The organism is Lysinibacillus sp. NPDC093190 (assembly GCF_050280425.1).
Taxonomy (GTDB): domain Bacteria; phylum Bacillota; class Bacilli; order Bacillales_A; family Planococcaceae; genus Lysinibacillus.
Window position 1 is genome coordinate 14,797 of record NZ_JBNNVG010000013.1, and the last position, 26,223, is coordinate 41,019.

19 protein-coding genes, 4 pseudogenes and 1 riboswitch are annotated in these 26,223 nt (G+C 37.4%); of the genes and pseudogenes, 14 read left to right on the top strand and 9 right to left on the bottom strand.

Annotated features, from left to right (window positions below; all coding sequences use genetic code 11):
- The first annotated feature begins 94 nt into the window (after window positions 1-94).
- Entirely contained in the window at window positions 95-313 is a 219-nt protein-coding gene (locus ACQKOF_RS11855; protein ID WP_427557033.1) for a serine hydrolase, read from the top strand.
- A gap of 2 nt (window positions 314-315) precedes the next feature.
- The gene (locus ACQKOF_RS11860) at window positions 316-1,029 is read left to right on the top strand and encodes a hypothetical protein (RefSeq protein WP_427557036.1); all 714 of its coding nucleotides are present in this window, start codon (window positions 316-318) and stop codon (window positions 1,027-1,029) included.
- Window positions 1,030-1,116: 87 nt separating this feature from the next.
- On the opposite strand, the gene ACQKOF_RS11865 is transcribed toward ACQKOF_RS11860, so the two are convergent.
- The 3 genes from ACQKOF_RS11865 to ACQKOF_RS11875 are packed head-to-tail and all read right to left on the bottom strand — an operon-like array spanning window position 1,117 to window position 3,724.
- Complete coding sequence (locus tag ACQKOF_RS11865; RefSeq protein ID WP_427557038.1) at window positions 1,117-2,364, bottom strand: AAA family ATPase; 1,248 nt, start codon at window positions 2,362-2,364, stop codon at window positions 1,117-1,119.
- Window positions 2,357-3,259 (bottom strand): tetratricopeptide repeat protein, encoded by a 903-nt coding sequence (locus ACQKOF_RS11870; RefSeq protein WP_427557041.1) that lies wholly within the window; start codon window positions 3,257-3,259, stop codon window positions 2,357-2,359. The genes ACQKOF_RS11865 and ACQKOF_RS11870 overlap by 8 nt, the downstream gene beginning before the upstream one ends.
- Before the next feature lie 15 nt (window positions 3,260-3,274).
- Window positions 3,275-3,724, bottom strand: a complete 450-nt coding sequence (locus ACQKOF_RS11875; RefSeq protein ID WP_427557044.1) for a hypothetical protein — start codon at window positions 3,722-3,724, stop codon at window positions 3,275-3,277.
- 365 nt (window positions 3,725-4,089) lie between these two features.
- On the opposite strand from ACQKOF_RS11875, the gene ACQKOF_RS11880 reads away from it, so the two are divergent.
- From ACQKOF_RS11880 to ACQKOF_RS11890, 3 genes and pseudogenes are all read left to right on the top strand, one after another.
- Window positions 4,090-6,954: a hypothetical protein gene (locus tag ACQKOF_RS11880; protein WP_427557046.1), complete on the top strand. Its 2,865-nt coding sequence runs from the start codon at window positions 4,090-4,092 to the stop codon at window positions 6,952-6,954.
- Window positions 6,955-7,087: 133 nt separating this feature from the next.
- A pseudogene (locus ACQKOF_RS11885) lies at window positions 7,088-7,474 on the top strand (peptidase dimerization domain-containing protein); the annotation flags it as partial.
- Window positions 7,475-7,666: 192 nt separating this feature from the next.
- Complete coding sequence (locus ACQKOF_RS11890) at window positions 7,667-8,635, top strand: glutaminase (protein WP_427557048.1); 969 nt, start codon at window positions 7,667-7,669, stop codon at window positions 8,633-8,635.
- 183 nt (window positions 8,636-8,818) lie between these two features.
- Here the strand turns inward: ACQKOF_RS11890 and ACQKOF_RS11895 are convergent, their stop codons facing one another.
- From ACQKOF_RS11895 to ACQKOF_RS11905, 3 genes are all read right to left on the bottom strand, one after another.
- Complete coding sequence (locus tag ACQKOF_RS11895; RefSeq protein WP_427557051.1) at window positions 8,819-8,995, bottom strand: hypothetical protein; 177 nt, start codon at window positions 8,993-8,995, stop codon at window positions 8,819-8,821.
- A 333-nt stretch (window positions 8,996-9,328) separates the two neighbouring features.
- Window positions 9,329-10,678: an amino acid permease gene (locus ACQKOF_RS11900; protein WP_427557053.1), complete on the bottom strand. Its 1,350-nt coding sequence runs from the start codon at window positions 10,676-10,678 to the stop codon at window positions 9,329-9,331.
- A gap of 161 nt (window positions 10,679-10,839) precedes the next feature.
- A riboswitch (glycine riboswitch) is annotated at window positions 10,840-10,916 on the bottom strand.
- A 919-nt stretch (window positions 10,917-11,835) separates the two neighbouring features.
- Entirely contained in the window at window positions 11,836-12,225 is a 390-nt protein-coding gene (locus ACQKOF_RS11905) for a rhodanese-like domain-containing protein (RefSeq protein ID WP_132357268.1), read from the bottom strand.
- Between the two features lie 486 nt (window positions 12,226-12,711).
- On the opposite strand from ACQKOF_RS11905, the gene ACQKOF_RS11910 reads away from it, so the two are divergent.
- The 3 genes and pseudogenes from ACQKOF_RS11910 to ACQKOF_RS11920 all read left to right on the top strand — a co-directional run.
- Window positions 12,712-13,542 (top strand): lipoate--protein ligase family protein, encoded by an 831-nt coding sequence (locus ACQKOF_RS11910; RefSeq protein ID WP_337989567.1) that lies wholly within the window; start codon window positions 12,712-12,714, stop codon window positions 13,540-13,542.
- A 202-nt stretch (window positions 13,543-13,744) separates the two neighbouring features.
- A pseudogene (locus ACQKOF_RS11915) lies at window positions 13,745-14,536 on the top strand (ribonucleotide reductase N-terminal alpha domain-containing protein); the annotation flags it as partial.
- A gap of 347 nt (window positions 14,537-14,883) precedes the next feature.
- Window positions 14,884-16,665: pseudogene (locus tag ACQKOF_RS11920) on the top strand (vitamin B12-dependent ribonucleotide reductase); the annotation flags it as partial.
- A 172-nt stretch (window positions 16,666-16,837) separates the two neighbouring features.
- Here ACQKOF_RS11920 and ppsA read toward each other — a convergent pair.
- A complete protein-coding gene (gene ppsA / locus ACQKOF_RS11925; RefSeq protein ID WP_427557056.1) occupies window positions 16,838-19,438 on the bottom strand; it encodes a phosphoenolpyruvate synthase in 2,601 nt (866 codons plus the stop codon).
- Between the two features lie 239 nt (window positions 19,439-19,677).
- Window positions 19,678-19,859: pseudogene (locus ACQKOF_RS11930) on the bottom strand (recombinase family protein); the annotation flags it as partial.
- A gap of 461 nt (window positions 19,860-20,320) precedes the next feature.
- Here ACQKOF_RS11930 and ACQKOF_RS11935 point away from each other — a divergent pair.
- Window positions 20,321-21,229 carry an NAD(P)H-dependent flavin oxidoreductase gene (locus ACQKOF_RS11935; protein WP_427557059.1) on the top strand — a complete coding sequence of 303 codons (909 nt, stop codon included), beginning with the start codon at window positions 20,321-20,323 and terminating at the stop codon, window positions 21,227-21,229.
- A 101-nt stretch (window positions 21,230-21,330) separates the two neighbouring features.
- Here ACQKOF_RS11935 and ACQKOF_RS11940 read toward each other — a convergent pair whose 3' ends face one another.
- Complete coding sequence (locus ACQKOF_RS11940) at window positions 21,331-22,263, bottom strand: DUF1385 domain-containing protein (RefSeq protein WP_427557062.1); 933 nt, start codon at window positions 22,261-22,263, stop codon at window positions 21,331-21,333.
- Window positions 22,264-22,433: 170 nt separating this feature from the next.
- Between ACQKOF_RS11940 and ACQKOF_RS11945 the strand changes: the two genes are divergently transcribed.
- From ACQKOF_RS11945 to ACQKOF_RS11965, 5 genes are all read left to right on the top strand, one after another.
- Window positions 22,434-22,859, top strand: coding sequence for a hypothetical protein (locus ACQKOF_RS11945; RefSeq protein ID WP_427557065.1), 426 nt, complete (start codon window positions 22,434-22,436; stop codon window positions 22,857-22,859).
- 60 nt (window positions 22,860-22,919) lie between these two features.
- On the top strand, window positions 22,920-23,354 hold the full coding sequence (aroQ, locus tag ACQKOF_RS11950) for a type II 3-dehydroquinate dehydratase (protein ID WP_053483682.1): 435 nt from the start codon (window positions 22,920-22,922) through the stop codon (window positions 23,352-23,354).
- 2 nt (window positions 23,355-23,356) lie between these two features.
- Window positions 23,357-24,418 carry a M24 family metallopeptidase gene (locus ACQKOF_RS11955; protein ID WP_370043021.1) on the top strand — a complete coding sequence of 354 codons (1,062 nt, stop codon included), beginning with the start codon at window positions 23,357-23,359 and terminating at the stop codon, window positions 24,416-24,418.
- Window positions 24,419-24,435: 17 nt separating this feature from the next.
- Window positions 24,436-24,993, top strand: a complete 558-nt coding sequence (gene efp, locus ACQKOF_RS11960; RefSeq protein ID WP_427557068.1) for an elongation factor P — start codon at window positions 24,436-24,438, stop codon at window positions 24,991-24,993.
- Window positions 24,994-25,192: 199 nt separating this feature from the next.
- Window positions 25,193-26,200, top strand: a complete 1,008-nt coding sequence (locus tag ACQKOF_RS11965; RefSeq protein ID WP_427557071.1) for an NAD(P)H-dependent flavin oxidoreductase — start codon at window positions 25,193-25,195, stop codon at window positions 26,198-26,200.
- Window positions 26,201-26,223 lie beyond the last annotated feature (23 nt).

Here is a 26,223-nt window from a genome sequence, read left to right on the forward strand (position 1 = left end):
ACAATTTCAAGAAATGCGGATTTGGCAACTCATCAGGTACGGAAAATCCATCAAAATAAAGAATGATTAATCATTCTAGTAAGGAGAAACTCACATGCTATTAGAGGAACGATTAAATAATTGGGTAGACTCTTATAATCGAAACGGTTATTTGAATGGTACTTTATTAATTGCATCGAATGAGAATATTCTTTTAAATAGAGGATTTGGTATGGCGAATTGGGAGCATAGCGTTCCAAATGTGCCAACAACTAAATTTCGTATAGGGTCACTCACGAAAGCATTTACAGCGATGGCTGTGATGATGGAATAAAGGTGGTTCCGGGTTTAGCATCTGGCTATTCATTTTGGGAAGAACCAATTCATTCAGCGTATGCGGATATGTCATTTCCATTAGGTTCCTACGGTTTATATTCAACAACAGAGGACCTATTTATTTGGGATCAGGCATTAAAATCCTCCAAAATCCTTCGTAAGGAATTAACAGAGAAAATGTTGACTCCAAATCTTGGATCCTATGCGTGTGGCTGGATGGTCTCTGAAGTTATGGGGAAAAAATGTGTGCATCATTTTGGAGATATAAGCGGTTATTCAAGTGATTTCCTTAGATTTGTTGATGAACAAGTTACGATTATTTTTTTAAGCAATATTAGCGTTACACCTGTCATACATTTAAGTAGAGAGATTGCAAAAATCGTTTTTGATAAAAATGTATCTTCACCAGTACCGGCAGTTCCGATCGCATTCACAATGAAAGATTCTATCGTGGGGCAATATGTAATAGAAAATGAAGACAAAGTACTTACTCTTTCTATTAATAATGAAGAACTTTATCTAACAGTCCCTAAGATGTATGGAGCGTTATATAAATTTAAACTTACACCATCTAGTCATAACTCTACGGCAACAGCTTTTTTAACCGAGATGATTTATGAACGATTGATATTTTTTTATTCATTATCAGGCGAAATAGAGCGTGTGCATTACGTCGATTGTTATGAAAAAACTTATATGCTTTATAAGCAATAAGTCTAGATGGAGCATCAATATTATATTTTGAAACTTAGAAAGAGGCATCCCAAATCATTAGTTGAGATGCCACTTTGATTTTATTCATTAAATGCGCTTAGCGTGAACACGAAGATACTTTTCGACATCATTGTAAAGTCCTGATTGGTTTGCGTATTTTACGTAGTTTTTTGCGGTACGTAGCCACTCTAATGTTGAGGGGCGTACCTCTTCTAAAACGTGTAATAAATCATTAGTTGTGATTGGACGCTCGTTACCAGTTGTTAGAATTTCTGCAAGAACATTTTCAGTAGCTAATTCAATCACATTTTCAATGTCTGCCCCTGAGAAAAACTCTGTTTGAGCAGCAAGTGTTGCTACATCTATTTCTTCAGCATATCTTCCCGCTAGCTTCAATTTAAAAATTTGCTCTCTCGCTTTTTTATCTGGAGGAGCGACAAAGATGAGACGATCGAATCGACCAGGGCGTTTTAAGGCACTATCGATATCCCAAGGGGTATTCGTAGCAGCCATAATAAGCACTTCATCTGTGCTTGTATCAATTCCCTCTAACTCTGTAAGGAATGTGTCGATGATTCCTCGAGTATATTCAGAAGCTTTAGACCGACTCATACCAATCGTGTCTACTTCATCAAAAAACATAATACTTGGCTTTTGAAAACGCGCTTTATCAAAAGCCGCTTTTAAATTTTGTTCACTTTCTCCAAGATAGCGATTTAATATGTCTGTAATATGAACAGGATAGAAATTAGCCTTACATTCACCAGCGGTTGCCTTGGCAATAAATGTTTTTCCACAACCAGGGGGACCATAGAGCAGAACGCCGCCGCCTACTTTTTTTCGAAACTTAGCAAATAGACCTTTGTTATAAAATGGGCTAATAATACGTAAATTAATGGTCTTTTTTAAGTCATCAAGGCCAGCAACATCCGCAAAAGTGATTTGCTCCTTACCTTTTTTTACTGTTTTTTTAGGGGCTTCACCATCAATAACTTTTAACCTAGGTGTAAAATCTATTAATTGATCCGACTCGCTTTCTTCACTTTTGACTTCTCTTTCAAGCAATTCATCTAAATCAGGACTTTCCTGCTCAATAACTGGTGATTGGAAATCCATTGAATTCGTTTGCTGAATTTGTACACTCGCTTTTGTTAATTCATGAATGATTTCCATACGTAGCGTATCATCTGTACAGAGAGAAATTCCTGTTGAATACGATTGCACAGCTTCTAGCCAACGACCGTTTTCGGCAAGCTCTTTTCCAAGCCAGTAATGTGCTTGAGGGTCAGTTGGGCTTTGTTCCACCATTTGCTGTAACCATTTAATTTTATCCATATCGATAACCCCTTATTTTTCTTAGTCCCTTTGCCAATGGAACTGATATCCATGTATAAAGTGCAAGTATCACATAGCATTTTAAAAACAGCATGGCTATACTATCAAACCCTAGTGCTAGTAACAAAAAGGTTAGCCCAATCCCCACAAGCCAAATGATAGATGGACCCCCTAAACGCTCCATAAAACGATTAGGCGCTAGCAGTGGGTGGGTTGTAATTTCCATCTCTTCTAATATGGATAGCAATGTTTGATCTTCAGGATTTAAAAGAAAGGCTTGTCTGTAATATTCTTTCGCTTCTTTTTCATTATTTCGGAATGAGGCATTTATTCCAAGGTGCAACAATTTAGCAACTTCACTATCTGCTGAATTCATATATTGTTCTAATGCAAGGATTTGTTGCTCTTTATCTCCATGTACACCTTGTAAAATAAAGTTTCTACGTAACACATATGAGTTTTCTGGATCTAATTCTAATGCTTTATTTATTAATAACTTTGATTTTTTATGATGACCTGTTTGTTTCATTAAAACAGCATAGCCAGCATGTGTTTCTGCATCATTTGGATTCATGCGAAGTGCTTCAAGAAAGGCTTCCTCTGCTTCTTGCCATCGCTCGGTTTCCATGTAAAGATGGCCGAGAAAATAAAATATGATTTCCTCATCATAGCCTAATCGCATTGCTTCGTGAAACTGTTCTTCAGCCTCGTCAAATTCGTTTATGGCATAGTTACTGTAACCTAACATATACCAAAGTCGGCTATTTTCAATATTGTCATGTAATTCCTCGTTAATAAGCTCAATAACTTGGGGATATTTCCCTATATCAAAATAATGCTCGATAACTTCAAAGGATGGTTCTTCATATTCATCATATTCTTCGAATTCACTCATAATATATCTCCTTTCCTAAAGTGCTAGTAAGAATAACGTAGCCAAAGCATCGATTAAGCCAGAGAAGATGATTGCGATAAACCCTGGCCTCCATAATGATTCAGCTTCACCACCTACTGATAAATGTTCTTTATAGGGCTTGTCTAAAAATGCAAAGAAAATGAAAAAACAAGCAGCCCCGAATAGTCGGCCAACAAATTTGATCAACTTTTCATCTATGGCTATTATTTGTTGCCCAATTGCGTAAACGACTGCAAGCTTCGCAATAATAAGTACAATACTAATAATCGTTAATAGCTGAATGTATTTTTTCTCGATTTTTAGCCATTTAGCATTTTGCAGACCTAATGCTGCAATAGCAAAAAGACCACCAAACATAGCAACAAAAAATAAATTACTAACTTCATAGCTTCTTGTTCTATCTACATCATTACTTTTTATACTAGGTTCATAAAGATTTTCCACAATACCATCAAACTCCTTGTTTTCCGTTAATATCCTAATAACAGTTGTATTATACATATATTTCTTAAAACTGGAAACATTAAAATTTAAATGTGTGATAAAGAAGATATCATTCTCCTAAATATCTTCATAAATTGCATTTTTTAAAATCCCAGACTCCCAATCTCTTTGTTCTAAGATGTCTAAAATAAAAATATGAACTGAAAAACTTAAGTTGTATAAAAATTAGATGAAATCAAAATATTATTATTTAGCATATTAAAATAGGGAGGAAATACACGTTTTAGAATTATTTAATAAAATGAAGAGAATTATTAAAAATGTAGCCGATATAATTTAATAGATGATAGAGGAGGTATGAAAATTTGAATAAAAAATTACTTTTCACAGCAGCAGCTATTCCAGCAGCACTTATTGTACCAACAGTTGCAGGAGCTGCGGGTGCCAATACAGTTTCCGTCACAGGACAAAATATAGTAAATGAAACTTTAAAAGCGTCTATCGAAAACTTACCAGCAAATTCGATTGTCAATGGTTATCAGTGGTACTATGTAGATGGTTCCAACGATTCAACGAATAAACCAATCTCTGGTGCAACATCAGCGTCATTTACAATACCAGTAGAAGCGGCAGGGAAGGCAGTTTTCGTGGAAGCGACTACAACGAAAGGTGAAAAGTATAAGAGTGAATCCCGTTCGATTAAAGAACTAAATCTTTCAATAACTGCACCTAGAATTGATAGTAGTTCAAACTATGCAGTACCTGGTGAATTGGTACAAGTAGGAGGGGCAATTGTAACCGATGATGCAGGAGCAAAATTAAATAGCAGTCAAATTACATATAGCTATCAATGGTTTTATAAAGTTGGTGAATCCTTCACAATAATTGATGGAGCTACTAACGACACATACAGAATTCCTAAAGATGCTTTAGAAAAAGGCATGAAAGACATCATTGTTAAAGTAAAGGCAAAGGTAGGATCTTCTTTCGTAGAATCTGATGTTTCTGATGTGATATCAGTATCTAATGAACCTTCTGATTCAATGATTGATGAAATTAAAACTTTACTATTAAATGACAGCAAATATAATATGACAAGTCTAGAATCTTTTAAGGCAGAAGTAACTGTATTAGAAAGTAAATATCAGGCACTATCAACTGCGGCGAAGGCCAATGTGACAAATTATGATGTATTAAAAAGAGCAGTAGCTGATGTAGAGTTAGTAAGCAAGTTAAATGAGAAAGTAGATAAGGTTAATGAAGTTAATGAAAAAGATCTGTCAAAATATTTAAAAGAAATTGAAGAGGCCTATGATAAGTTTGATTTATTACAACGTAGCTTAGATCTAAATGATGCCTTATACAATAGCATTAAAAACATTTTGAAAGATCCTACAGATATCGAAGAATTTAAAGAAGTTAGAAGACTAAATCAGGTAATTGTTGCATTGTTAGCATATGAAAATTCCTTTGCGAAGTATGTACCTACTAGCATAGAATCTTTACAAACAGCAGTTGAAACAATTGAAAAGGATATCGCAAAATTATCTCAAAATTACCGAGCAACTGTTCAAAATCAAACAATTTTAAGTGATGCTAAGTCGGATATTAAAAAGGTTGAACAATTTATTAAACTTTTCGATAAGCTGTCACAAAATGATTCACCGAGCAAACAGGTGACTACAGCAAAATCAATACGTACATCTTATGAAAAGTTAACTTATAAACAACTTCAACTTGTACCAGCAAAATATTTGAATACATTACTTCAAGCAGAAGAAGCAGAAAACAGTCAAATTGACAGATTAAATATCGAGATTGACAATTATGTAGGCGATGCGGATGATAGTTACCCAATAGATCCGTCAGTAACTACTTGGCAAAGTCATGTTAATAATGTAAATCGTATTATTAATGAATATAAGGGCTTAACGAAAAATTCAGCGGCTAAAATTGTCGGATATGATAGCATTGTAACTTTACAAAAGGATTTTAAAGCAGCTGAAAAAATTATTAAGGACATGGACGCTTACCAAAAGCTTTCAGAAACACCAGGGGTAGCTGAAAGTAAGTTGAAAACTAACTATACTAATGTATTGAAAGCATATAATAAGTTAACTAGTCTACAACAATCACTTGTATATAATGCAAACGATTTTTTATTAAATACACCGAATGTTACAGTTGATTTAAATGGCAAGGAACCTGCTGATAAAGCTGCTGCATTGGCTTTAAAGGCTGATGTTGATAAGCTTGCTGATGTAACGAAGTATACATTTGCACAATTCGAAAGTGCTGTTAATGCAGCAACAACAAAATATAAAAACATATCTTCCGCTGGACGAAAGTACGTAACAAACTATTATTTATTAACAGCGGCTAGTAAAGATCTTTCCGGTGTTAAGTCATTCCATAAAAAAGTGCAAACCGCACGAGAAGAAACAGATGCTACGAAACAAGCGAAAAAAATTCAAACAGTGCAAACTGCTTATGCAAAGCTACCTGCAAATCAACAGTATTTAGCTAAACAGCAATATGAAGATTTGCTCAATCATCGTTTAGAAGATGGGAATGCACCAGATATCACAAAGTTAAATAATGAAATTGCAAAAATTGTCTCAAATGATACGTATACAGTTTCAATGGGAAAAATTAATGAGCTTTCAACTCAATATAATAAGCTGAGCTCTAGTGATAAAAAACGTATTACGAATGCTTCCATCTTAACAACAGCAGTTTCTGATGTGAAAAAAGTAGAATCCTTTATGAAGACGTATGAAAAATCATTTATTAGTAGCCCAACGACTGTCATCAAAGCTTTTGCAAAACTGACATCAAAACAAATGAGTTTAGTTAGTCCAGAAATACGACAAGCTATTATCGATAAGGATAAAGATCAACAACAGTCTAATGAAATTGCTTTGAAATTAGTTGAATCAATTAATTCACTACTTGTAAATGGTGAATATATTGATGACTTGGAGACGAAAGTAAAAGAAATCCGTACAGCGTATGATGGTCTTAGTGCTTCTGAAAAGAGCGTCGTGAAAAATTATTCTAAGCTAACACAGGCCGAGAGTGATTTGAAAAAGGTAGCAGAGGTTCATGCTCTGTATGTACCTTCGACAGACGATAACGCAGCAGCTCGTAAAGCTTGGCAAACTGCCTATGGTAAGCTCTCGAAAAAATTAGAAATTTTATATAAGCAAATGTATGCAAACGATTTATAAAAAATAGTTTAAACCAAAACTCCGGATAACGAGATTTATTCGGGGTTTCATGTTGTTGAAAAACTGTTGTGTCAATGAAATTAAGGTGTCCTAATTGCAATACGAGTGGTTGATTTCCGTGACTGAGCGCGTCGGGGCAACAAATTATTTTCTGTGCGAAAGCGAAGAGGTGAAGGCTGGTATTTTCGATGATGTTGATATTGCACTATCGTGGCATCCTGGTACTTTTACATCTGTTATGACTTGCAGCTCTCTAGCAAACTATACAGCTACTTTTAAGTTTACAGGAAAAAATGCACATGCAGCAGCACCACATCTAGGAAGAAGTGCATTAGATGCAGTTGAACTCATGAATGTTGGGGTAAACTATTTATGTGTGCGTATCATTCCAGAAGCGCGCGTGCATTATGCGGTTACAAACATAGGAGGATCATCTCCAAATGTCGTTCAACCATATGCAGAGGTGACTTACTTAGTTAGAGCACCTAAAAAGCATGAAATACAAGAGATTTATCAACGTGGAGTTCTTTGTGCAAGCACAAAGCCGATTCCGGACGCAATTATGCCGAGGCATAATTGAAAAAGTTATACCAAATAGAGTCTTCATAGGGTAAACTATGGAGGCTCTGTTTTTGCCTATTAATAATTTTAAAAGTGTACTTATTGAGTAGTTATGGCGTAAAAATGCCGTTTTTTGAAAGGAGATCACAAAATGCCGACAGAACATATCAATCATAATAATCACCTTGTGGCAGAATGGGTGAAACAGTTTCGTCCTTATGCTAAAGGGGGGCAATGTGCAAGCTATATTCCCGCTTTAGCGGAAAAAGATCCAAATCAATTAGCGATTTCGATTATTGGTACTAATAATGATGAAATGAAAGCCGGAGAGACAACTGAACTATTTACTCTGCAAAGTGTTTCAAAAGTTGTTACATTTATTTTAGCGTGTATGGAACGGGGATTACCTTATGTTTTAGAACGAGTAGATGTTGAACCTACAGGTGACACTTTCAATTCAATTATTCGTCTAGAAAGCCATCAGCCTGGAAAACCTTTTAATCCAATGATTAATGCAGGAGCGATTACAGTATCCTCTATGCTTGACGGAAATTCTCCACAAGAGAAGGTTGCAAAAATCCTTCAATTTTTAGAACAAATGGTTGGAAAGGAATTAAAGGTTAATGAAGAGGTTTATCAATCTGAATGGCAAACTGCAAACAGAAACCGTTCATTAGCCTATTATTTAATGGATTCTGGCTTTTTAGACTGCTCTGTAGAAGAGGCATTGGAGGTTTATTTGAAACAATGTGCTATAGAAGTAAATGTTTCGGATTTAGCGATGATTGGTTTAGTAATCGCCAATGATGGCTATCATCCTTTATTGAAAACACAAATTTTTCCAAAGCAAGTAGCGAAATTAGCGAAGGCATTGATGGTTACTTGCGGTATGTATAATGCTTCTGGTAAATTTGCTGCATTTATCGGGTTACCCGCTAAAAGTGGTGTCTCTGGAGCAATTTTGGCGGCTGTGCCAAGTCACGCAGGCTTAGATTCACCTTTTCCTGCTGGCTGCGGCATTGGTATTTATGGACCAGCTATTGATGCCATCGGGAACAGTGTAGCCGGAGTGAATTTACTAAAGCATATCGCTACCGAGTGGAATATGAATATTTTTTAATCAATATGAAGAGGCTGGGACAGAAGTGTTTCAGCCAACAAAAATACCGAACTATTCAATGAAACGCTTATGAAGTGTTTCGGAATAGTTCGGTTTTTCTATTTATTGTGTTTTGTTAATTTAGAAATTATTCGACTTTTCGAAGGAACCATTTAGTTATGTCCCAACCTCTTTTTAGTGATTTTATTTATTTTTGGAGACAATTTCTACAGATTCAACATTAGCTATAATTGGCGGTAATGATACTAGTAGGGTACCATCATATTCAATATATATTTTATATCCTAATTGAATTTGTGTGTACATAGATTTGTCTACGAGAACCCACATCATCGTGCTATCTTTTAGTGGGTATCTCATTGATCGTGTACTTTCTAAATTCTCTAGTTTTGTTGATTTAGGAAAATATAGAGTTATTATCGACCGATTAAGATTATCTGTCCAAAAGCGAGTAGCACGTTGCGGAAGAAATCAGCGTATTCTAATTATCGATTCAATCAATACATTTGTTCTAATAAATTAGTTGATCCTGAATTTAATGGATGATATTTATGAAACCACATGCAATGTATATAAGTTGATTGGAGTGGAGGCTGGGCGACTCCTCGGGGTGATTATACCGTTAATTGGCAATAAAAAAGTCCTGAATAGATTCACTTTCTTTAAAAGTGTCACTATCCAGGACAACTCACCTTAGCGTATTGGTTTCTTTCTTTTCATTTTATAAATAATTAGTAGCAGAATAAACCAAATTGGCGTTAACAGTAATGCGGTACGTGTTGCCTCTGAAATGAACATCACTACTAATAGAAATGCAAAGAAGGCAAGTACTAAATAGTTCACGAACGGAGTAAAAGGTGCCTTGAAAATCGATGCTTCATGAAGTGCACGATTTTTACGTTTATAGATGATATGAGAGATTAATATAATACTCCACACCCAAATAAAGCAAATAGCACTAATCGTTGTAACAACACTAAAGGCGTTTTCAGGCATTAATTTACTTAGTAATGCGCCGGCGGATACAACAACTGCAGAAACAATGAGTGCGTTGCTTGGCACACTGTTTTTATTGAGCTTTGCAAACGTTGGCGAAGCTTGCTTGTTGTTTCCAAGATTAAAAAGCATGCGGCTTGTAGAAAATAAACCACTATTCCCGGCCGAAGCAGCAGATGTTAGAACGACAAAATTAATAATGCCTGCAGCAATTGGAATTCCAGCTAGTGTAAATACTTGTACAAATGGACTACTTGAGGCAGACATTTCAGACCAAGGATTAATACATAAAATAACAAATAATGCTCCTACGTAGAATAATAAAATACGTAATGGAATTTTGTTAATGGCAGAAGGAATATTTTTCCTAGGATTGGCCGTTTCTGCAGCAGAAACTCCTACTAATTCGACACCAACAAAGGCGAAAACAACCATTTGGAATGCCATTAGGAAACCGTTTAGGCCGTTCGGGAATAACCCACCATGTGCCCAAAGATTTTCAACAGAAACTGTGCCAGAGCTTGTTTGAAAGCCTGTAAATAACATGATTAGTCCAATGATAATCAGCGCAACAATGGTGATGACTTTTATAAGGGCAAACCAAAATTCTAGTTCGCCAAATAGTTTTACAGTCAATAAATTCAAAATTAATAACAGTACTAAACAGCCAATTGCAGGCACCCATTGAGGTAAATCAAACCAATAATGTGTATAAACGCCGACAGCAATAATATCTGCCATAGCGGTCATAATCCAGCAGAACCAGTATGTCCAGCCGGTAATGTAACCTGCCCAAGGGCCTATGTATTCGGACGCAAAATCAGTAAATGATGTATAGCCAGCATTTGATAATAATAGTTCGCCTAATGCCCGCATAACAAAAAATAAGGCGGTTCCGACAATTAGATAGGCAAAGATGATGGAAGGTCCCGCTAAAGCAATGGCTTTACCTGAGCCTAAAAATAAACCAGTACCTATTGTTCCGCCAATCGCTATGAGCTGTACATGGCGATTTTTTAAATCACGTTTTAATTGTTGTTGTTCCACGTTGATCCCCCTCAAAGATACGTAAAAACTATGACTGGAAAATAAAAAAGAGACTAGTAGTGACACTAGTCTCGTAAACGACAGAATAACAAATACCGATTGCGGATGTTGTAGGTAAAAAGAAAACATTCGTGTGGTATAGCTTTCATGATGAAAGTTGATATTACTCTTCTGTCCTTTTGCCTGAGATAGTGAACCCTTCGGCGACGCAAAATGCGCTCTCTCCAGAACTGCTCCTGCTATAGTGTTATCCATAGCATTCATAGCTTGTATTGTATGTCTGTATGACATTGTTTTAAGATATTATACATCCTATCAGTGCCTACTTAATTATTCAAGGATAAATTTCAGTCATTTTCAGAAAAAAAGAAGATTGGAGCGCGTCTAGGTAAATACTTTACGAAAAATAGTATTTTTAGACATATGTTAATTTAAGGATAATATTTAATTTATAGTATACGGTGTTAAAAGAGGTGAACTATTGGAACTAGCGTGGGAAGCGGCTAGCATTTTGGCAAAGAAATGTGAATATGAGGACATATTACCTCTCGTTGCTTTATCTTACTCCAACTAACTTGTCAGACGTTAAACAATATATAATATAGTAGAAACTCAGAATTTTTTGCAAAAAAGAAACCATCTCATAGTGAGATGGTTCTTTTTGTATCAATTATGCCTCGGCATAATTGCGTCCGGAATCGGCTTTGTGCTTAGGCCTGCATGATGCAGGTCAGTTAGCCGTTATCGCATGGATGCGATGATTCTAGGCTAACATCCTTTATTAACTCCTTTCCGATTTCGGTGACATCCGCCGGAGGCTTTGGGCCAACAGATGTTTTTTGCGCGAAAGCGTAGTGCTAACGTAGCGACAGCTGCATGATGTTGGTCACTCAGTCGTTGCCACAGGACGTGGCGTTCTTAGACGGAGTTCCTCTATTTCAGCGGATGTTTGGACACCCGCTGAAAAGTAACTTATACCTGCATTCATCTCACCATCTATAGAGGTGGGAGACATCTGGACCTGTCGCTTCGCTTTCGCTACAAAAGACATTTGCTGAAAGAAGTTAAAACAAAACGATATAGGTAAATATAAATAAATTTACTTTGTTTCCATGAGTAGATTTATTTATATTAGTCACTAATGTCTTATCGATTTTTTAATTTTGTTTTTTTGACTTTATTTTACCTGTCCAAGTACGGAAGCCGCCTTGAAGTTGGTAAATTTGGTTGTAGCCACGTTTTTTAAGAAATAGAGCAGCACGCGAGCTACGGCCTGTATTTTGACAGTATAAATATACTGGTAAATCTGGGCGAATTTCTTTGTGACGTTGACGTAGAGTAGTTGAAGGAACATTGCGTGCACCAAGGATATGACCAGCATCAAATTCTTTCTGTTCACGTACGTCGATAAGCTGTGCTTTACGATAGCCTTCAATAAATTGTTCTTGTGTTAGGTTTGTTACGGCTTTTTTTAGTCGTAGGGCATTGATGCCGATATATGCAATTACAACTACTAAAATAACACCGATTGTGATAAGTATGTTCAACAAAATTTCTTACCCCTTTCTATCTTCTTTATTATTATAAAAGATGCGCTAGCGATAGTCCAATGAGTTTGATAAAATAAATTAGATTGTGGCTAGAATTAATCTATCTATATTTATGGATGTTATTGGTGAAAGGTCACAGAATCATTCCACTACATTCATAGACTTGGGTGGATGATTACTTCAATAAAGAATAGAACTAAACGCAGAGTGTCAAAATTTTGAGAAGTATTGTTTTTTGCTCATCACCTAGAGTAGGATGACATTTTAAAACGTATGCCATATATAGGTTGATTGGAGTGAAGGCAGGGCGACTCCTTGGGGATCAGCGTCACAAATGAGACCCTGAAGCGAAGCTAAGCGGCTCATCGGACGCCCCCAGGAAAGCGCCCAGCCGGAACGGAATCAACCCCACGTTATGGTGATGAGACTTATTTTTGTACACATTAGCTAATGTTCAATTAAATATTTGTAGGAGATGAAAATATGACAACTTGGTATTTTCTAAATTCAGGGAAATGTAGCCCTTCTTTTAATATGGCTTTAGATGAGGCATTACTTGATTGGCATAGTGAAGGTTTAATTCCACCAGTCATTCGTTTTTATGAGTGGGAGCCAGCAACTCTTTCGATTGGCTATTTTCAACAAGCGAAAAGAGATATCAATCTAGAAGCGGTACGAGAACAAGGACTAGGCTTTGTTCGTCGTCCAACAGGTGGTAGAGCTGTTTTACATGAACATGAATTGACATATAGCGTCATTGTTTCAGAAAGCTATCCAGATATGCCTGAATCAGTGACAGAGGCATATAGAGTGTTAAGTGAAGGTATATTGCAAGGTTTTCATAATCTAGGTATGGATGCTTATTTTAGTGTACCTGATACAGAAGAACAAAGAGCAGACTTAAAGAAACCAAAAAGCGCAGTTTGCTTTGATGCGCCAAGCTGGTATGAGCTTGTTGTAGAAGGTAAAAAAGTAGCTGGTAGTGCACAAACTCGTCAAAAAGGTGTTATTTTACAGCACGGAGCCATTTTACTAGATTTAGATCAAGAAAAATTATTGTCTGTCTTCAATTTTTCGAGTGAAGAGGCGAAGGACCGTATGCGTAGAAAGATGCCAGAGAAAGCGGTTGCTATCAATAACCTTGTTAAAGAACCAGTGACTATTGAACAATGTGTGACAGCTTTTAGAGATGGTTTTGCAAAATCGTTGCAAATTGATTTAAAACCATTTACACTTTCTGAGGAGCAATTAGAATATGTACATGCACTGGAAGAAAAAAAATATGCATGTGATGATTGGAACTTCAAAAAATAAAAGATGGTATAAGAAAAATAATTTTTTATCGTTCAACCCTTGTAATAACAAGCAGTTCGGATTCTATTCGAAATTGCAAGTGTTGAATTAAAAAACTATATATAGTATCTTTTTTAAAGAAACATACACAATATGTAGTGTTTGACGACACATGATATTGTGTATTTATTATTGTAATGCAGAAAACAAGGGAGGCAAAACGATGGTACTTACAAATCATCAACCCGAAGTAAACAAATTTGAACAGTTAAACAAAGATATTGAACAATTTCCACAGGTGCATCCTGTAACGCCTGATATGCACATTACGCATAAAGGTGTATCAAGACTTGTGATGATCGATCGATACTCGTTTAAGGATACGGAGAAGAAAACGTTAAAAGCCGGTGATTTCGTCGTATTAACAGTGAAGTCAGATCCAAAATTCCCTGCACGTGGTTTAGGGACAATCCAAAAGCTTGATATGTCTACGAAAACAGCAGAAATTTTGATTGAGGAAGATTACCGTAGTGCTTTAGATGATCCGAAAGAGCAAGAAACGGGTGTGATTACGCGTTCAATTGACGTGCTAGAAAAGCCTCTTGAAATATTTTATGAACAAATCGCAAAGAGAAATGCAACAGGACTTGCTGGTGTTGAAAAAACACCAGAGAAACGCCAAGAATGGTTTGAGAAGTTTTATGAGCAGTTAGTATCATTAAAATTCATTCCAGCTGGACGAGTTATTTACGGAGCAGGATCTGAAACAGATGTAACGTTCTTCAACTGTTACGTCATGCCATTTGTAGCAGATTCACGTGAAGGAATAAGTGATCACCGTAAGCAAGTAATGGAAATTATGAGCCGCGGTGGTGGTGTAGGGACAAATGGTTCAACATTACGTCCGCGTAACACTTTAGCACGTGGTGTAAATGGTAAATCATCTGGTTCCGTTTCATGGTTAGATGATATTGCGAAACTGACTCATCTTGTTGAACAAGGTGGCTCGCGTCGTTAAGACTCGGCGACGTAATCTCGTGAATTGCTGGAACACCCTGAGAGCTTTTTTTGCTACAACGTAAGCTGCAAAGCTAGGCGTGAATGCTTTGAAAAAAGAAAAGATTGGGCAATCAGCAGCGAAGCATCTATGGAAACGTAGATGAACGTTCAACGACTATTGAAACTTTCTAAGCTTGGCAAAGTATGAAAGGAGTAAATCATATGATGCGGTAACGCTCTTATGAGGCACGAGACAAAGAACAGTATTCTTTGATGATATAGTCTGATCTTATGTGAAAGCATAAGAGTATGGCAGAAATGACCATACCAGAAAGATTAAATTCATTATTTTTCTGTAACAAAAAAATGGGAGCACAGATGATTATGCTGGCAGATTGGCATCCTGATATCGTGGAATTTATTATTTCGAAAATGCAAAATCCACGTATTCTACGATATCTAATCGAAAATACAACGGATAAATCAATAATTCGTTTAGCGAAAGAAAAATTAAACTTTAAGCCTCTTTCATCTCAAGAGGAAGCTATGTATCAAGGGATTGTTAACTATAAAGGTATCGAAGGCTTAGGCGGTTTTGATACGGCTATTATTCGTGAAGCAGAAAACAAACTTCGTGATGGTGGTACTTATACTGTTCACAATCAAGAGTTTTTAACTGGTGCAAATATTTCTGTAACATTAACAAAAGAATTTATGCAAGCTGTAGAAAATGACGCTGACTTTGAGCTTCGTTTCCCAGCTGTTGAAGAATATACAAAAGAAGAGATGGCTATTTACAACAGTGAATGGCATAAAGTTGGAGATGTGCGCGAATGGGAGAAAATGGGCTATAAAGTACGCACTTACCGCACGATTAAAGCGAAGGAATTATGGAATTTAATCAACGTTTGTGCAACGTACTCTGCAGAGCCAGGTATTTTCTTCATCGACAACGCCAATGACATGACAAACGCAAAAGCTTATGGTCAAAGCGTTGTAGCGACAAATCCGTGTGGGGAACAACCACTTGCACCATATTCTGTGTGTAACTTAGCAGCTGTGAACTTAGCGCAGTTTGCGAATAAGGAAGATCAAACAATTGATTACGAAGCACTACGTGAAACAGTTCGTGTTGGTGTTCGTATGCAAGATAATGTTATTGATGCTACACCATACTTCTTAGAAGAAAACCGTGTACAAGCTCTTGGTGAGCGTCGTGTTGGCTTAGGTGTAATGGGCTTAGCGGACTTATTAATTTATTGTGAGAAAGAATATGGCTCAAAAGCGGGCAACGAGCTAGTTGATGAAATCTTTAAAACGATTGCTGAGACTGCTTATGAGGCGTCAACAGAGCTTGCAAAAGAACGCGGCAGCTTCCCATTCCTTGTAGGAGCAACAGAGCAAGAGACTGCACGCTTACGTAAAGCATTTACTGAAACAGGCTTTATGCAAAAGATGCCTGCACACATTAAAGAGCAAATTTTAGCAACAGGCATTCGTAACTCGCATTTACTGACAGTAGCTCCAACTGGTTCTACTGGTACGATGGTTGGCGTGGCAACTGGTCTTGAGCCATACTTCTCGTTCACATATTACCGCTCAGGTCGTCTAGGTAAATTCATCGAGGTAAAAGCAGAAATCGTACAAGAGTATTTAGAACGTCATCCAGAAGCTAATGAGAATGAACTTCCTGACTGGTTCGTTACGGCGATGGAGTTAAAACCAGAGGCACATGCTGATGTACAATGTATCATCCAAAAATGGATTGATTCATCTATTTCAAAAACTGTAAACGCACCAAAAGGTTATACAGTACAACAAGTTGAACAAGTATACGAGCGCTTATATAAAGGCGGCGCTAAAGGTGGTACGGTCTATGTAGATGGTAGCCGTGATTCACAAGTACTGACACTAAAAGCTGAAGAAAATGATATGGATCAACTATCATTCGAGGAAGAATTAGTAGAAGTACCAACGAAGCGTCCGGTTGTATTAGTAGATACGATTCAAGCATTAGAATCGACAACAGTTATCGGTTCGGATGTAGGGAATACTTGCCCTGTATGCCGCAAAGGAACTGTAGAGGAAATCGGTGGCTGTAATACTTGTACAAACTGTGCTGCACAGTTAAAATGTGGCCTATAAAATAATGAAAAAGTGTCTATCTCGTCAAAAAGACGGATAGGCACTTTTTTATCTTCATTTAGACAAATGCCTAGCTACGGAAGTATCCCACCTTTGAGGGGGGGCTTAGGCCTAAGCACAAAGCCGATTGCCGTCCGTTAAGACAGAGGCTCTTACTTAACATATTTAGTTATTACAATATTTCAATATACCCTGCTGTTCCATGTACGCGAATTCGTTGCCCATCTTTTATCAGTTTGATGGCATTTTCCACCCCAACAACTGCTGGTAAGCCATATTCACGCGCAATAACTGCTCCATGGGTCATCAGTCCACCAACTTCGGTGACTAGACCTTTTATGGATACAAACAATGGTGTCCAGCTAGGGTCAGTAAAGGGTGTGACTAATATATCTCCATCTTCTAAATCAGCATCTTCCATGTTTAAGATGACACGAGCCCGTCCCTCTATAACTCCGGAAGAAACAGGTAGCCCTACAATAGCTTTGGCTGGGAGATTTTCTCGTTTGTATTCACCTACAATGATTTCACCATCAGACGTGATAACACGTGGGGGAGTAAGTTTTTCATATAATTTGTACTCGTCTTTTCGTTCGCTGATGATCTGGTAATCTAGCTTATTTGTGTGTACGATTTCGCGAAGTTCTTCAAAAGTGAGATAGTATATATCTTCTTTTTCATGAATAACGTTGGTTTGTACGAGTTGTTCGGCTTCTTTCAGTAAAGCCTGCTTATAAACGAAGTAGCGATTAATCATGCCGTATTTAGGATATTCACGATAGCCGATGAAATTCCGAATTAGGTCGATCATTCGTTTTGTTTCTTTGGCTTTTTGTTCACCATCTGGTAATCGCTTCACGCGCTCTAATAATTCTTGTTCTTTTTTCAAAGCTTCTCGTCGCCCTTGCTCAAATTTTCGAGTGCTGGCATTAGGCTGCAAGTTTTTGATATTATTAAGAATCATGGGAACAAGTGTAATTGGTTTTTCACTCCAACGAGTTTTCGTAATATCGATTTCTCCAGCACATCGCATTCCATATTTGTTGAGAAAAACATAGAAAGCGTCTCTAGCTTCCTGTCCACCATCAATCTTAACTAGTTCATCCAAAAAGTTATCATCTTTTGCATGTTGTAAATATACAATTACTTCTGGATAAGGACGAATCACATCTGCGACATCCAAAAGTGCTAGACCCATTTCCGAAGTAATATTGTTTGGTACAGATTGAGAAAGCGTGTCTGCTACGTTTTTTTCACCTAACCACTCGTTCATTTTTTCATTGATCCATATTGAAGCATTTATAGCAGCCATAAATACAGCAGAACTTTGTGGGTCAGATAAAAACTTCTTTAATTCCTGAATATCTTCTAAAATAAAATCAAATAAATCTATTCCTGATTTCGCTTGGATGTTTTGTTTTAACTCTTCTATGGATGTTTGATTACGCTTAATCAATTCAGAAACGATTGATGGATTGTTTTCGATTTGTGCTAGCGTATCTGTATTGCCTCTGTTGGGGCTCGGTGCTTTAATATCATTAGGTAACGATTTTATAAAATCTCCACGCTCAATGATGTTCATGAGTGCGTCTTTCATGAGTGGATCGTGTTGTCCCATAGCATTTAATAAATTGTTTCTACTGACCAGTGAAGCCAGTTGATGCGTGACATCAACAAACAACCTTCCGCCTGCTTTACGCATGGGCGCAGAAGTCGTTAACAGGAAAAAAGACAATCCCAATGGTTTCATGGAATCTGTCATCATTTGTTGATGACCGACAGATATATAGATGTGGTTTTCTTGATCATTCACTTCAGGGATGGGGAAAAGAGTCGTGATTGGGCGACTCTGAACAATATAAAATGTATCATCAACCAAACACCATTCGATATCTTGTGGGCAACCAAAATAAGCTTCGATCTGTCTTCCGATGCATGCTAGTTGTAAAATCTGTTGATCAGTAAGTGTTTGTGTCTTTTGCTGATCCGGATTGATCTGTTGTGTCTCTGTTCCTCCTCCTTTTAGGCCATAGATAGCTAATTTCTTGGTCGCTATCATCTTATCGACGATTTTATCTTCCTGTACTTTATAACAATCGGCAGAAACCAAGCCAGAGACCAGTGCTTCTCCGAGTCCAAAACTGGCATTGATTGATAGCAGCTTTCGGTTAGAAGTAATCGGATCAGCGGTAAATAAAATCCCTGATGCCTGTGGGAAAACCATCCGTTGTATGATAACGGATAAATACACTTGACTGTGGTCAAATCCATTTTGCATACGGTAGATTACCGCGCGATCCGTAAATAGGGAAGCCCAACATTTGCGAATATGCTGCAAGATTGCTTCTTTGCCGATGATATTTAAATAAGTGTCTTGTTGACCGGCAAAAGAGGCATCTGGTAAATCTTCAGCAGTCGCACTAGAACGCACTGCATAAGCATGGTCATCACCAAACTGAGAGAGTGTGTGAGCAACTGCTGTTACAACATCGCAAGGAATTTCTACTTCCATAATGATTTGTCGAATTTTCCTGCTGATTTCACCAATTTGATCTCGATCATTTACTTTTAGCGTTGATAGTTGATCCAACAATACTTGAAACGTTTCGTTTTGTTCGATGGCTTTTTGATAACCCACTGTTGTAACACAAAACCCTTCTGGTACTTGTATTCCTTCAATTTTTGATAATTCCCCTAAATTTAACCCTTTTCCACCAACGAGCAAAAGCTGTGTGTTATCCATTTCCTGAAAACCAAGAACCAAAGAACTCATTCTACATCTCTCCTAACCATTTTATTGAGAAAAAATATTTGACAAGAGCTTACCGGTGCGATATAATTAAATTATAAAATAGGATAATTGTGCGCATTCGATAGATAGCGATTGTAATATAATTATATCTTCGTGTCTGTTTTTGTGCAATATTAAAGAACTTGGTAAAACTATCCAAGTTTTTTCTTAATTTTCCTCTACAAAATCACATCAAAAAAACTGATTTAAGCCGACTCCGCCACTGCATAGTTAATCCCGGAATGCTTATGGTGATTCTTTTTAATTCTTCCACGGTATTTCACCTCCTTTTTCGCTAAATCACTTCCTTCACGTTGACGTATTCGAATTAGATCACGTCTAACGGATTTACTCTACCCATAACCGTCATTAAAAATTGGCTATACGGATTATCTTGCCACAAACGGGTGCTTATGTTGAATTACGCTTAAGCAATGTTCTTCAACAAAACCACATAATAAAAATAATATGATATTCCATTAAAGGACGCGATTGTGAAGGAAGCAGGTAGAAAATGATCAAACTTTTTTATAAAACTGATATTTAATTCTTCTGGGTAAGAATCCATTTTGATCTGTCTTTGTTCAAAATGGATTCTTTTTATTTATCGTAAAATACTGGTTGTGGGGTATTTTTGATCGAACTTTATTTCAAAGTAACCATCTATCTCGTTAACAAGACGGATAGGCACTTTTTTTATCTTCATTTAGACAAACCCCAGCTACGGAAGTCCCCTACCTTTGAGAGGGGAGATGAGTCTCTGTTATTTCAACGTAAGATGCGGGGTCAGCACTAAAATTAAATTTTTTTAGTAGGATTTTCAGGAAATCTCTCGAAATAATTAAGTATAAAGGGGGAGAGTGTATGTCTAGTTTACCAATTATAGTAGCACCGATGTTTTTAGTTTCTAACCCTAAGATGGTTATTGAAGCTAGTAGAGCAGGGGCTATCGGATCTTTTCCATTATTAAATGCAAGACCCGCTTCAACATGTGCTGAGTGGCTTGAAGAAATAAAAAAAGCACTACCGACTGAGCAATGGGCAGTCAACTTAATATGTCATCCTGTAGCGAATACACGATTTGAGGAAGATTTACAGTTAATTGAACAATTCCAGCCACCAATTGTCATTACTTCACTAGGCAATCCAAAGAGAGTTATAGACATTGTGCATGGCTATGGAGGGAAGGTCTATGCAGATGTTGCGAACGTCAAGCATGCTAAAAAGTCTGCTACAACGGGTGTAGATGGACTAATCCTTGTTTGTGCAGGTGCTGGTGGGCATGGAGGGCAACTGAACCCATTTGGCTTTGTATCTGCGGTAAAGAAATTCTTTACGGGGACAATCATTTTATCAGGCTCCATCTCTAGCGGTGCAGACGTATTAGCTACTCAAATAATGGGAGCAGACTATGCCTATATGGGTACACGTTTTTTAGCTTGTGATGAAGGAAATGCACCTGAGGAGTACAAAAATATGGTGATTGACAGTGATACCTCGGATATTTTATACACCGATGCTTTTAGTGGCGTCCGTGTGAATGTGTTAATTCCATCTTTATTGAAGGAAGGCATTGATCCAGCGACATTGAAGCCAAGAGAGGATGTTGATTTAACACATCTCGTGAATGTTAAGGCATGGCGAGATATTTGGTCAGCCGGACATGGTATTACCAATATTGTCAAGCGGGAGTCCATTCGTGAAATACTCATAACATTGGAAGCAGAGTACGAGAAAGCAAAGCAACAAATAATCTCTGTACAGCCATTGTAAAATAACCTAAAAAGGGCAAGTCCAACTAAATGCATCAGTTGGACTTGCCCTTTAACTTCTTTCCGATTCCGAACGCAATTACGCCGAGGCACAATTGATTTTTAGTCATGATTCAAAGTAGCTGCGATCTCTGGTTGCTGTTCGACTTGAAGTAGCATATTGAAGGATGCGATGGCTACTTCTACTTGCTCATCTTTAGGCTCACGTGTTGTCAGTAATTGTAGCCATAAGCCTGGATAGCCAAGGAAGCGTAACACGGGAATATTACGACATGCATTTGTAGCCTGAAGAACCTCAAATGATATACCAAGTACAACTGGAATTAATAGAATACGGTCCAAAATGCGTAACCAAAGTGGGTCAGTTGGCACGAAGAAATATAAAAACATGCCTACAAACACAGTGAACAGCATAAAACTACTACCACAACGATAGTGTAAGCGTGATTGTGCTTGCACATTTTCCACTGTTACGTCCATACCAGCTTCATAGCAATTTATAACTTTATGTTCTGCACCATGATATTGGAATACTCGTTTAATTAGCGGAGTTAAAGATATAAAATATAAATAGGTAAGTAGTAAAAATAGCTTAATGCCGCTTTCGAGTAAAATTTGACCGGTTTTGCCCTCTATCCATTTAGAGAAAAAATCTGCAATAAATACAGGAATTAATGTAAAGGCAAATTTACCAAATAAAAAGGAAAGAATACCTACAACTGCAACTCCTAAAATCATTTGAAGTCTCGAGCCTTCCTCTTTATGATCTTCTTCTTCGCCAGGTGTAACGTCGTAACGGTCCCCTGAAAATTGCATATGGCGAGATCCTAAACCAGCTGATTCAATCAGTGCTACAACGCCTCGTACCAATGGAATTTTTTTAAGCTTTTGTAAAATAGGGTTTTGAACTTTTTTAAAATGATAATAATCAATGGAATCATCATTACGGCGAATAGCGGTAATCGTATGTTCCTTTCCTCCGAACATTACACCCTCTAATTGTGCTTGTCCCCCGTATACAGGTGAATTGCTCAAGGCTAACACCACTCTCTTTATATATTTCAACTGTACCATTGTACTAAATTTAGTGAAAAACCTCTAGAGTTACGCATAGTAAAATTTCTATATGGTTACACTAATCGTACAGTTTAGGAAATGATTAACGTTTGAAAATAAACTCGTGGTACAAGTTAGGAGGATTTTGCTTGAAAGTAGCTAGTATTACATCGCTCGTCAGTGCACTTGTTTTAGCATTGTGTTTAAAGGGACTTCAATACTTTCAACTCATTAAATGGAATCCAATAGGTTTTTATAAGAAGTGGGATATATTTGAAGGTAGTTCAAAACTATTTCAATGGAGCTTTCTCATCCTAGTCTTATTTTTTATTGGATTTATATTATTTATTACATTGAGATATGTCTATATTATCCCAGCTGTGCTATCTTCTTTTTTGCTCGGCCTTTTTTTGTCCATCACATTAGAATGGATTGTTCTTGATTTACCTTTACAATCTTCTTCCTTTAAAAAACTATCGATCCCTTTCATAGTCATCGTGATTTGTCTATTACGTTTCTTGCTTGAAACTGCGAATTTTCATCAGAAAGAGCACACAGCACAAAAAGGAAATTAGTTGCTGTATGAGTCTTGTATGATAAAATAATGGCAAGTACATAGAAAGAGGCGAATATGCGTGAAGTTATTATGTTTGAATGGACCTAATTTAAATCGGCTAGGTAAACGAGAGCCACATATTTATGGTTATGAGACATTAGAAGATGTGAAAAACAATGTTCAGAATCTTGCGGCGTCTTTAGGTGCCACTGTCGAGTTTCGTCAATCTAATCATGAAGGGGTACTTGTTGATTGGGTGCATGAAGCAGAGGACGAAAAATATGATGGTATTATCTTTAATCCTGGTGCATATACCCATACAAGCATCGCGTTACATGATGCAATTGCAGGAATTTCTGTGCCGGTTATAGAAGTACATATTTCAAATATCCATAAACGTGAGGCTTTCCGTCATCATTCTTATCTCGCACCGGCATGCCTTGGTCAAATCAGTGGACTAGGTACGAAAGGCTATGAACTGGCACTACGCACATTTATCGAGAGGGAGAATTGATTATGTTGAAATTACAAAAGCTACGTAAGGCACTTCAGGAGCAAAGTATCGATGGCATTTTAATTACGAACGAGTTTAACCGACGTTATATGACTGGTTTTACAGGGACAGCGGGTGTAGCGATTGTGTCTCAAAATGATGCTGTGTTTATCACGGATTTTCGTTATACAGAGCAAGCGGCTGCGCAAGTACAGGGCTTCCGAATTGTAAAGCATGAGGCGACGATCATTGAAGAAATTGCAACGCAAGTAAACAACATGGGTATCAAATTATTGGGCTTTGAGAAAGATACTGTTAGCTATGGCACATATGAGCTGTATAAAAATAAAATTCAAGCAGATTTAGTACCGATTTCTGGGCTAATTGAAAAAATTCGCTTGATTAAGACGCAACAAGAGATTAATATTATTAAGGTTGCGTGTGAAATTGCTGATCACGCATATACACATATCTTAAACTTCATTAAGCCAGGTAAAACAGAGCTTGAGGTTTCGAATGAATTAGAATTTTTCATGCGTAAACAAGGAGCAACTCAGTCCTCGTTTGATATAATTGTTGCGTCGGGTCTTCGCTCAGCTTTACCACATGGCGTTGCAACGAATAAAGTGATTGAAAAAGGCGACTTTGTTACATTAGATTATGGAGCGCTGTACAATGGCTATATCTCGGATATTACTCGTACTGTGGCAGTTGGCGAGCCGTCTGAAAAATTAGTGGATATGTACAACGCAGTACTTGCTTCCCAGCTTTTAGCACTTGAAAAGGTAGGCCCTGGCTTAACAGGGATTCAAGCAGATGCGATTGCACGTAACTACTTAACAGAAAAAGGCTATGGCGCAGCATTTGGTCATTCTTTAGGACACGGGATTGGTCTTGAAGTACATGAAGGCCCTGGCTTATCGATGCGCTCTGAAGCGGTGCTAGAGCCAGGTATGGCCGTAACGATTGAACCAGGAGTGTATTTACCAGGAATCGGTGGTTTACGTATCGAGGACGATATTTTAATCACAGAGACAGGTAATGAACTACTAACTCATTCGTCAAAAGAACTTATTATTTTGTAAACTATGGAGGAACACAAATGATTTCAGTAAACGATTTCCGTACAGGTCTAACTATTATTGTAGATGGCCAATTATATCGCGTGTTAGATTTCCAACACGTTAAACCAGGTAAAGGTGCTGCGTTCGTACGCTCTAAATTACGTAACCTACGTAACGGTTCAGTAAACGAAAAAACTTTCCGTGCTGGTGAGAAAGTTGAAAAAGCACAAATTGATAACCGTAAAATGCAATACCTTTATGCACAAGGTGACGAGCATGTTTTCATGGACTTAGAATCATATGAGCAAACTGAACTTGCTTCAGCTGCGATTGAATATGAATTAAAATTCCTAAAAGAAAACATGGAAGTTCATATTCAATCATACCAAAGTGAAATGCTAGGTGTTGAATTACCGAACACTGTTGAGCTAGAAGTAACAGAAACAGAGCCTGGTATTAAAGGTGATACAGCTTCTGGTGGTACAAAACCAGCAACTCTTGAAACAGGTCTTATTGTACAAGTGCCATTCTTCGTAAACCAAGGTGACAAGTTAATCATCAATACAGAAGAAGCTTCTTACGTTTCTCGTGCGTAATGAATAAAAATATACAGCCTACTCTTTTCTAACAAAAGGGTAGGTTTTTATTTATACATATGAAGTTAAAGCAATTGAACTTTGTGACAATAGATAGAGAAATAACAGTCCTTTTTACTAGTATAAAAATTGTTTCTATCATTTGGTATATGGTCATATTTGGAAGAGTTGTTTACAATAATAATAAGGAGTGAATGCTATGTTACAAACAACTTTTGAGATACCATATCCAATAATACAGGCACCGATGGCTGGTGTAACTACGCCAAAATTTGTGGCTGCCTGTGCAGAGGAAGGTATTTTAGGCTCTATTGGGGCGGGCTATTTAGATGGGGAGCAAACGAGAAGTTTTATTCAGGGAGTTAAAAAGCTAACGAAAAAGCCGTTTGCAGTTAATTTATTTGTCCAGGAAGAGCCACGTATTGATATTGATGTACTTCAAAAAGCTCGAATGGCTTTACAACCGTTTTATGATGAGCTTGGACTTTCACCTGTACAAAGTGTCACGTCCAAGGAAGTATTTGAAGAACAAGTACAAGCTGTTCTTGATGAAAATGTAGCCATTTGTTCCTTTACGTTTGGCATTCCTTCAGCAGATGTCATTCATCGTTTAAAGGACAACAATGTGTATGTTATTGGTACAGCTACTACATTAGAGGAAGCAAAGCGTGTAGAACAAGCAGGAATGCAAGCTGTTGTCCTTCAGGGTGGGGAAGCTGGTGGTCATCGTGGTTCTTTCACGGAACCTATGCAATTAATTGATTTGCATGATTTACTGCAGCATGTAGTAGGACAAATTTCCATACCGATTATTGCTGCTGGAGGTATTGTGACGAAGGAAGATGTAAACAAAGTACTAGCAATAGGTGCACAAGCAGTTCAAATTGGTACAGCCTTATTAGTAGCAGATGAGTGTGAAATTTCACCTCTCTATAAAAATGCCGTGCTTCAATCAAAAGAACAGCAGACGACAATTACTCGTGCTTTTTCTGGTAAACCAGCAAGAGGCTTAGTGAATGGTTTTACGGAACGTATGAAGGATGCTATTGTAGCACCTTATCCATTGCAAAATGATCTAACTGCAACTATTCGTAAAGAAAGTGCAAAACAGGGCAAAGCCGAATATTTATCGATGTGGATGGGCGAAAATAGCTATTTAGTGCAACAACCAGGTACTGTCAAAAACATCGTTGAAAAGTTACTTTAACTTCTTTCAGCTAGTTTCCCACC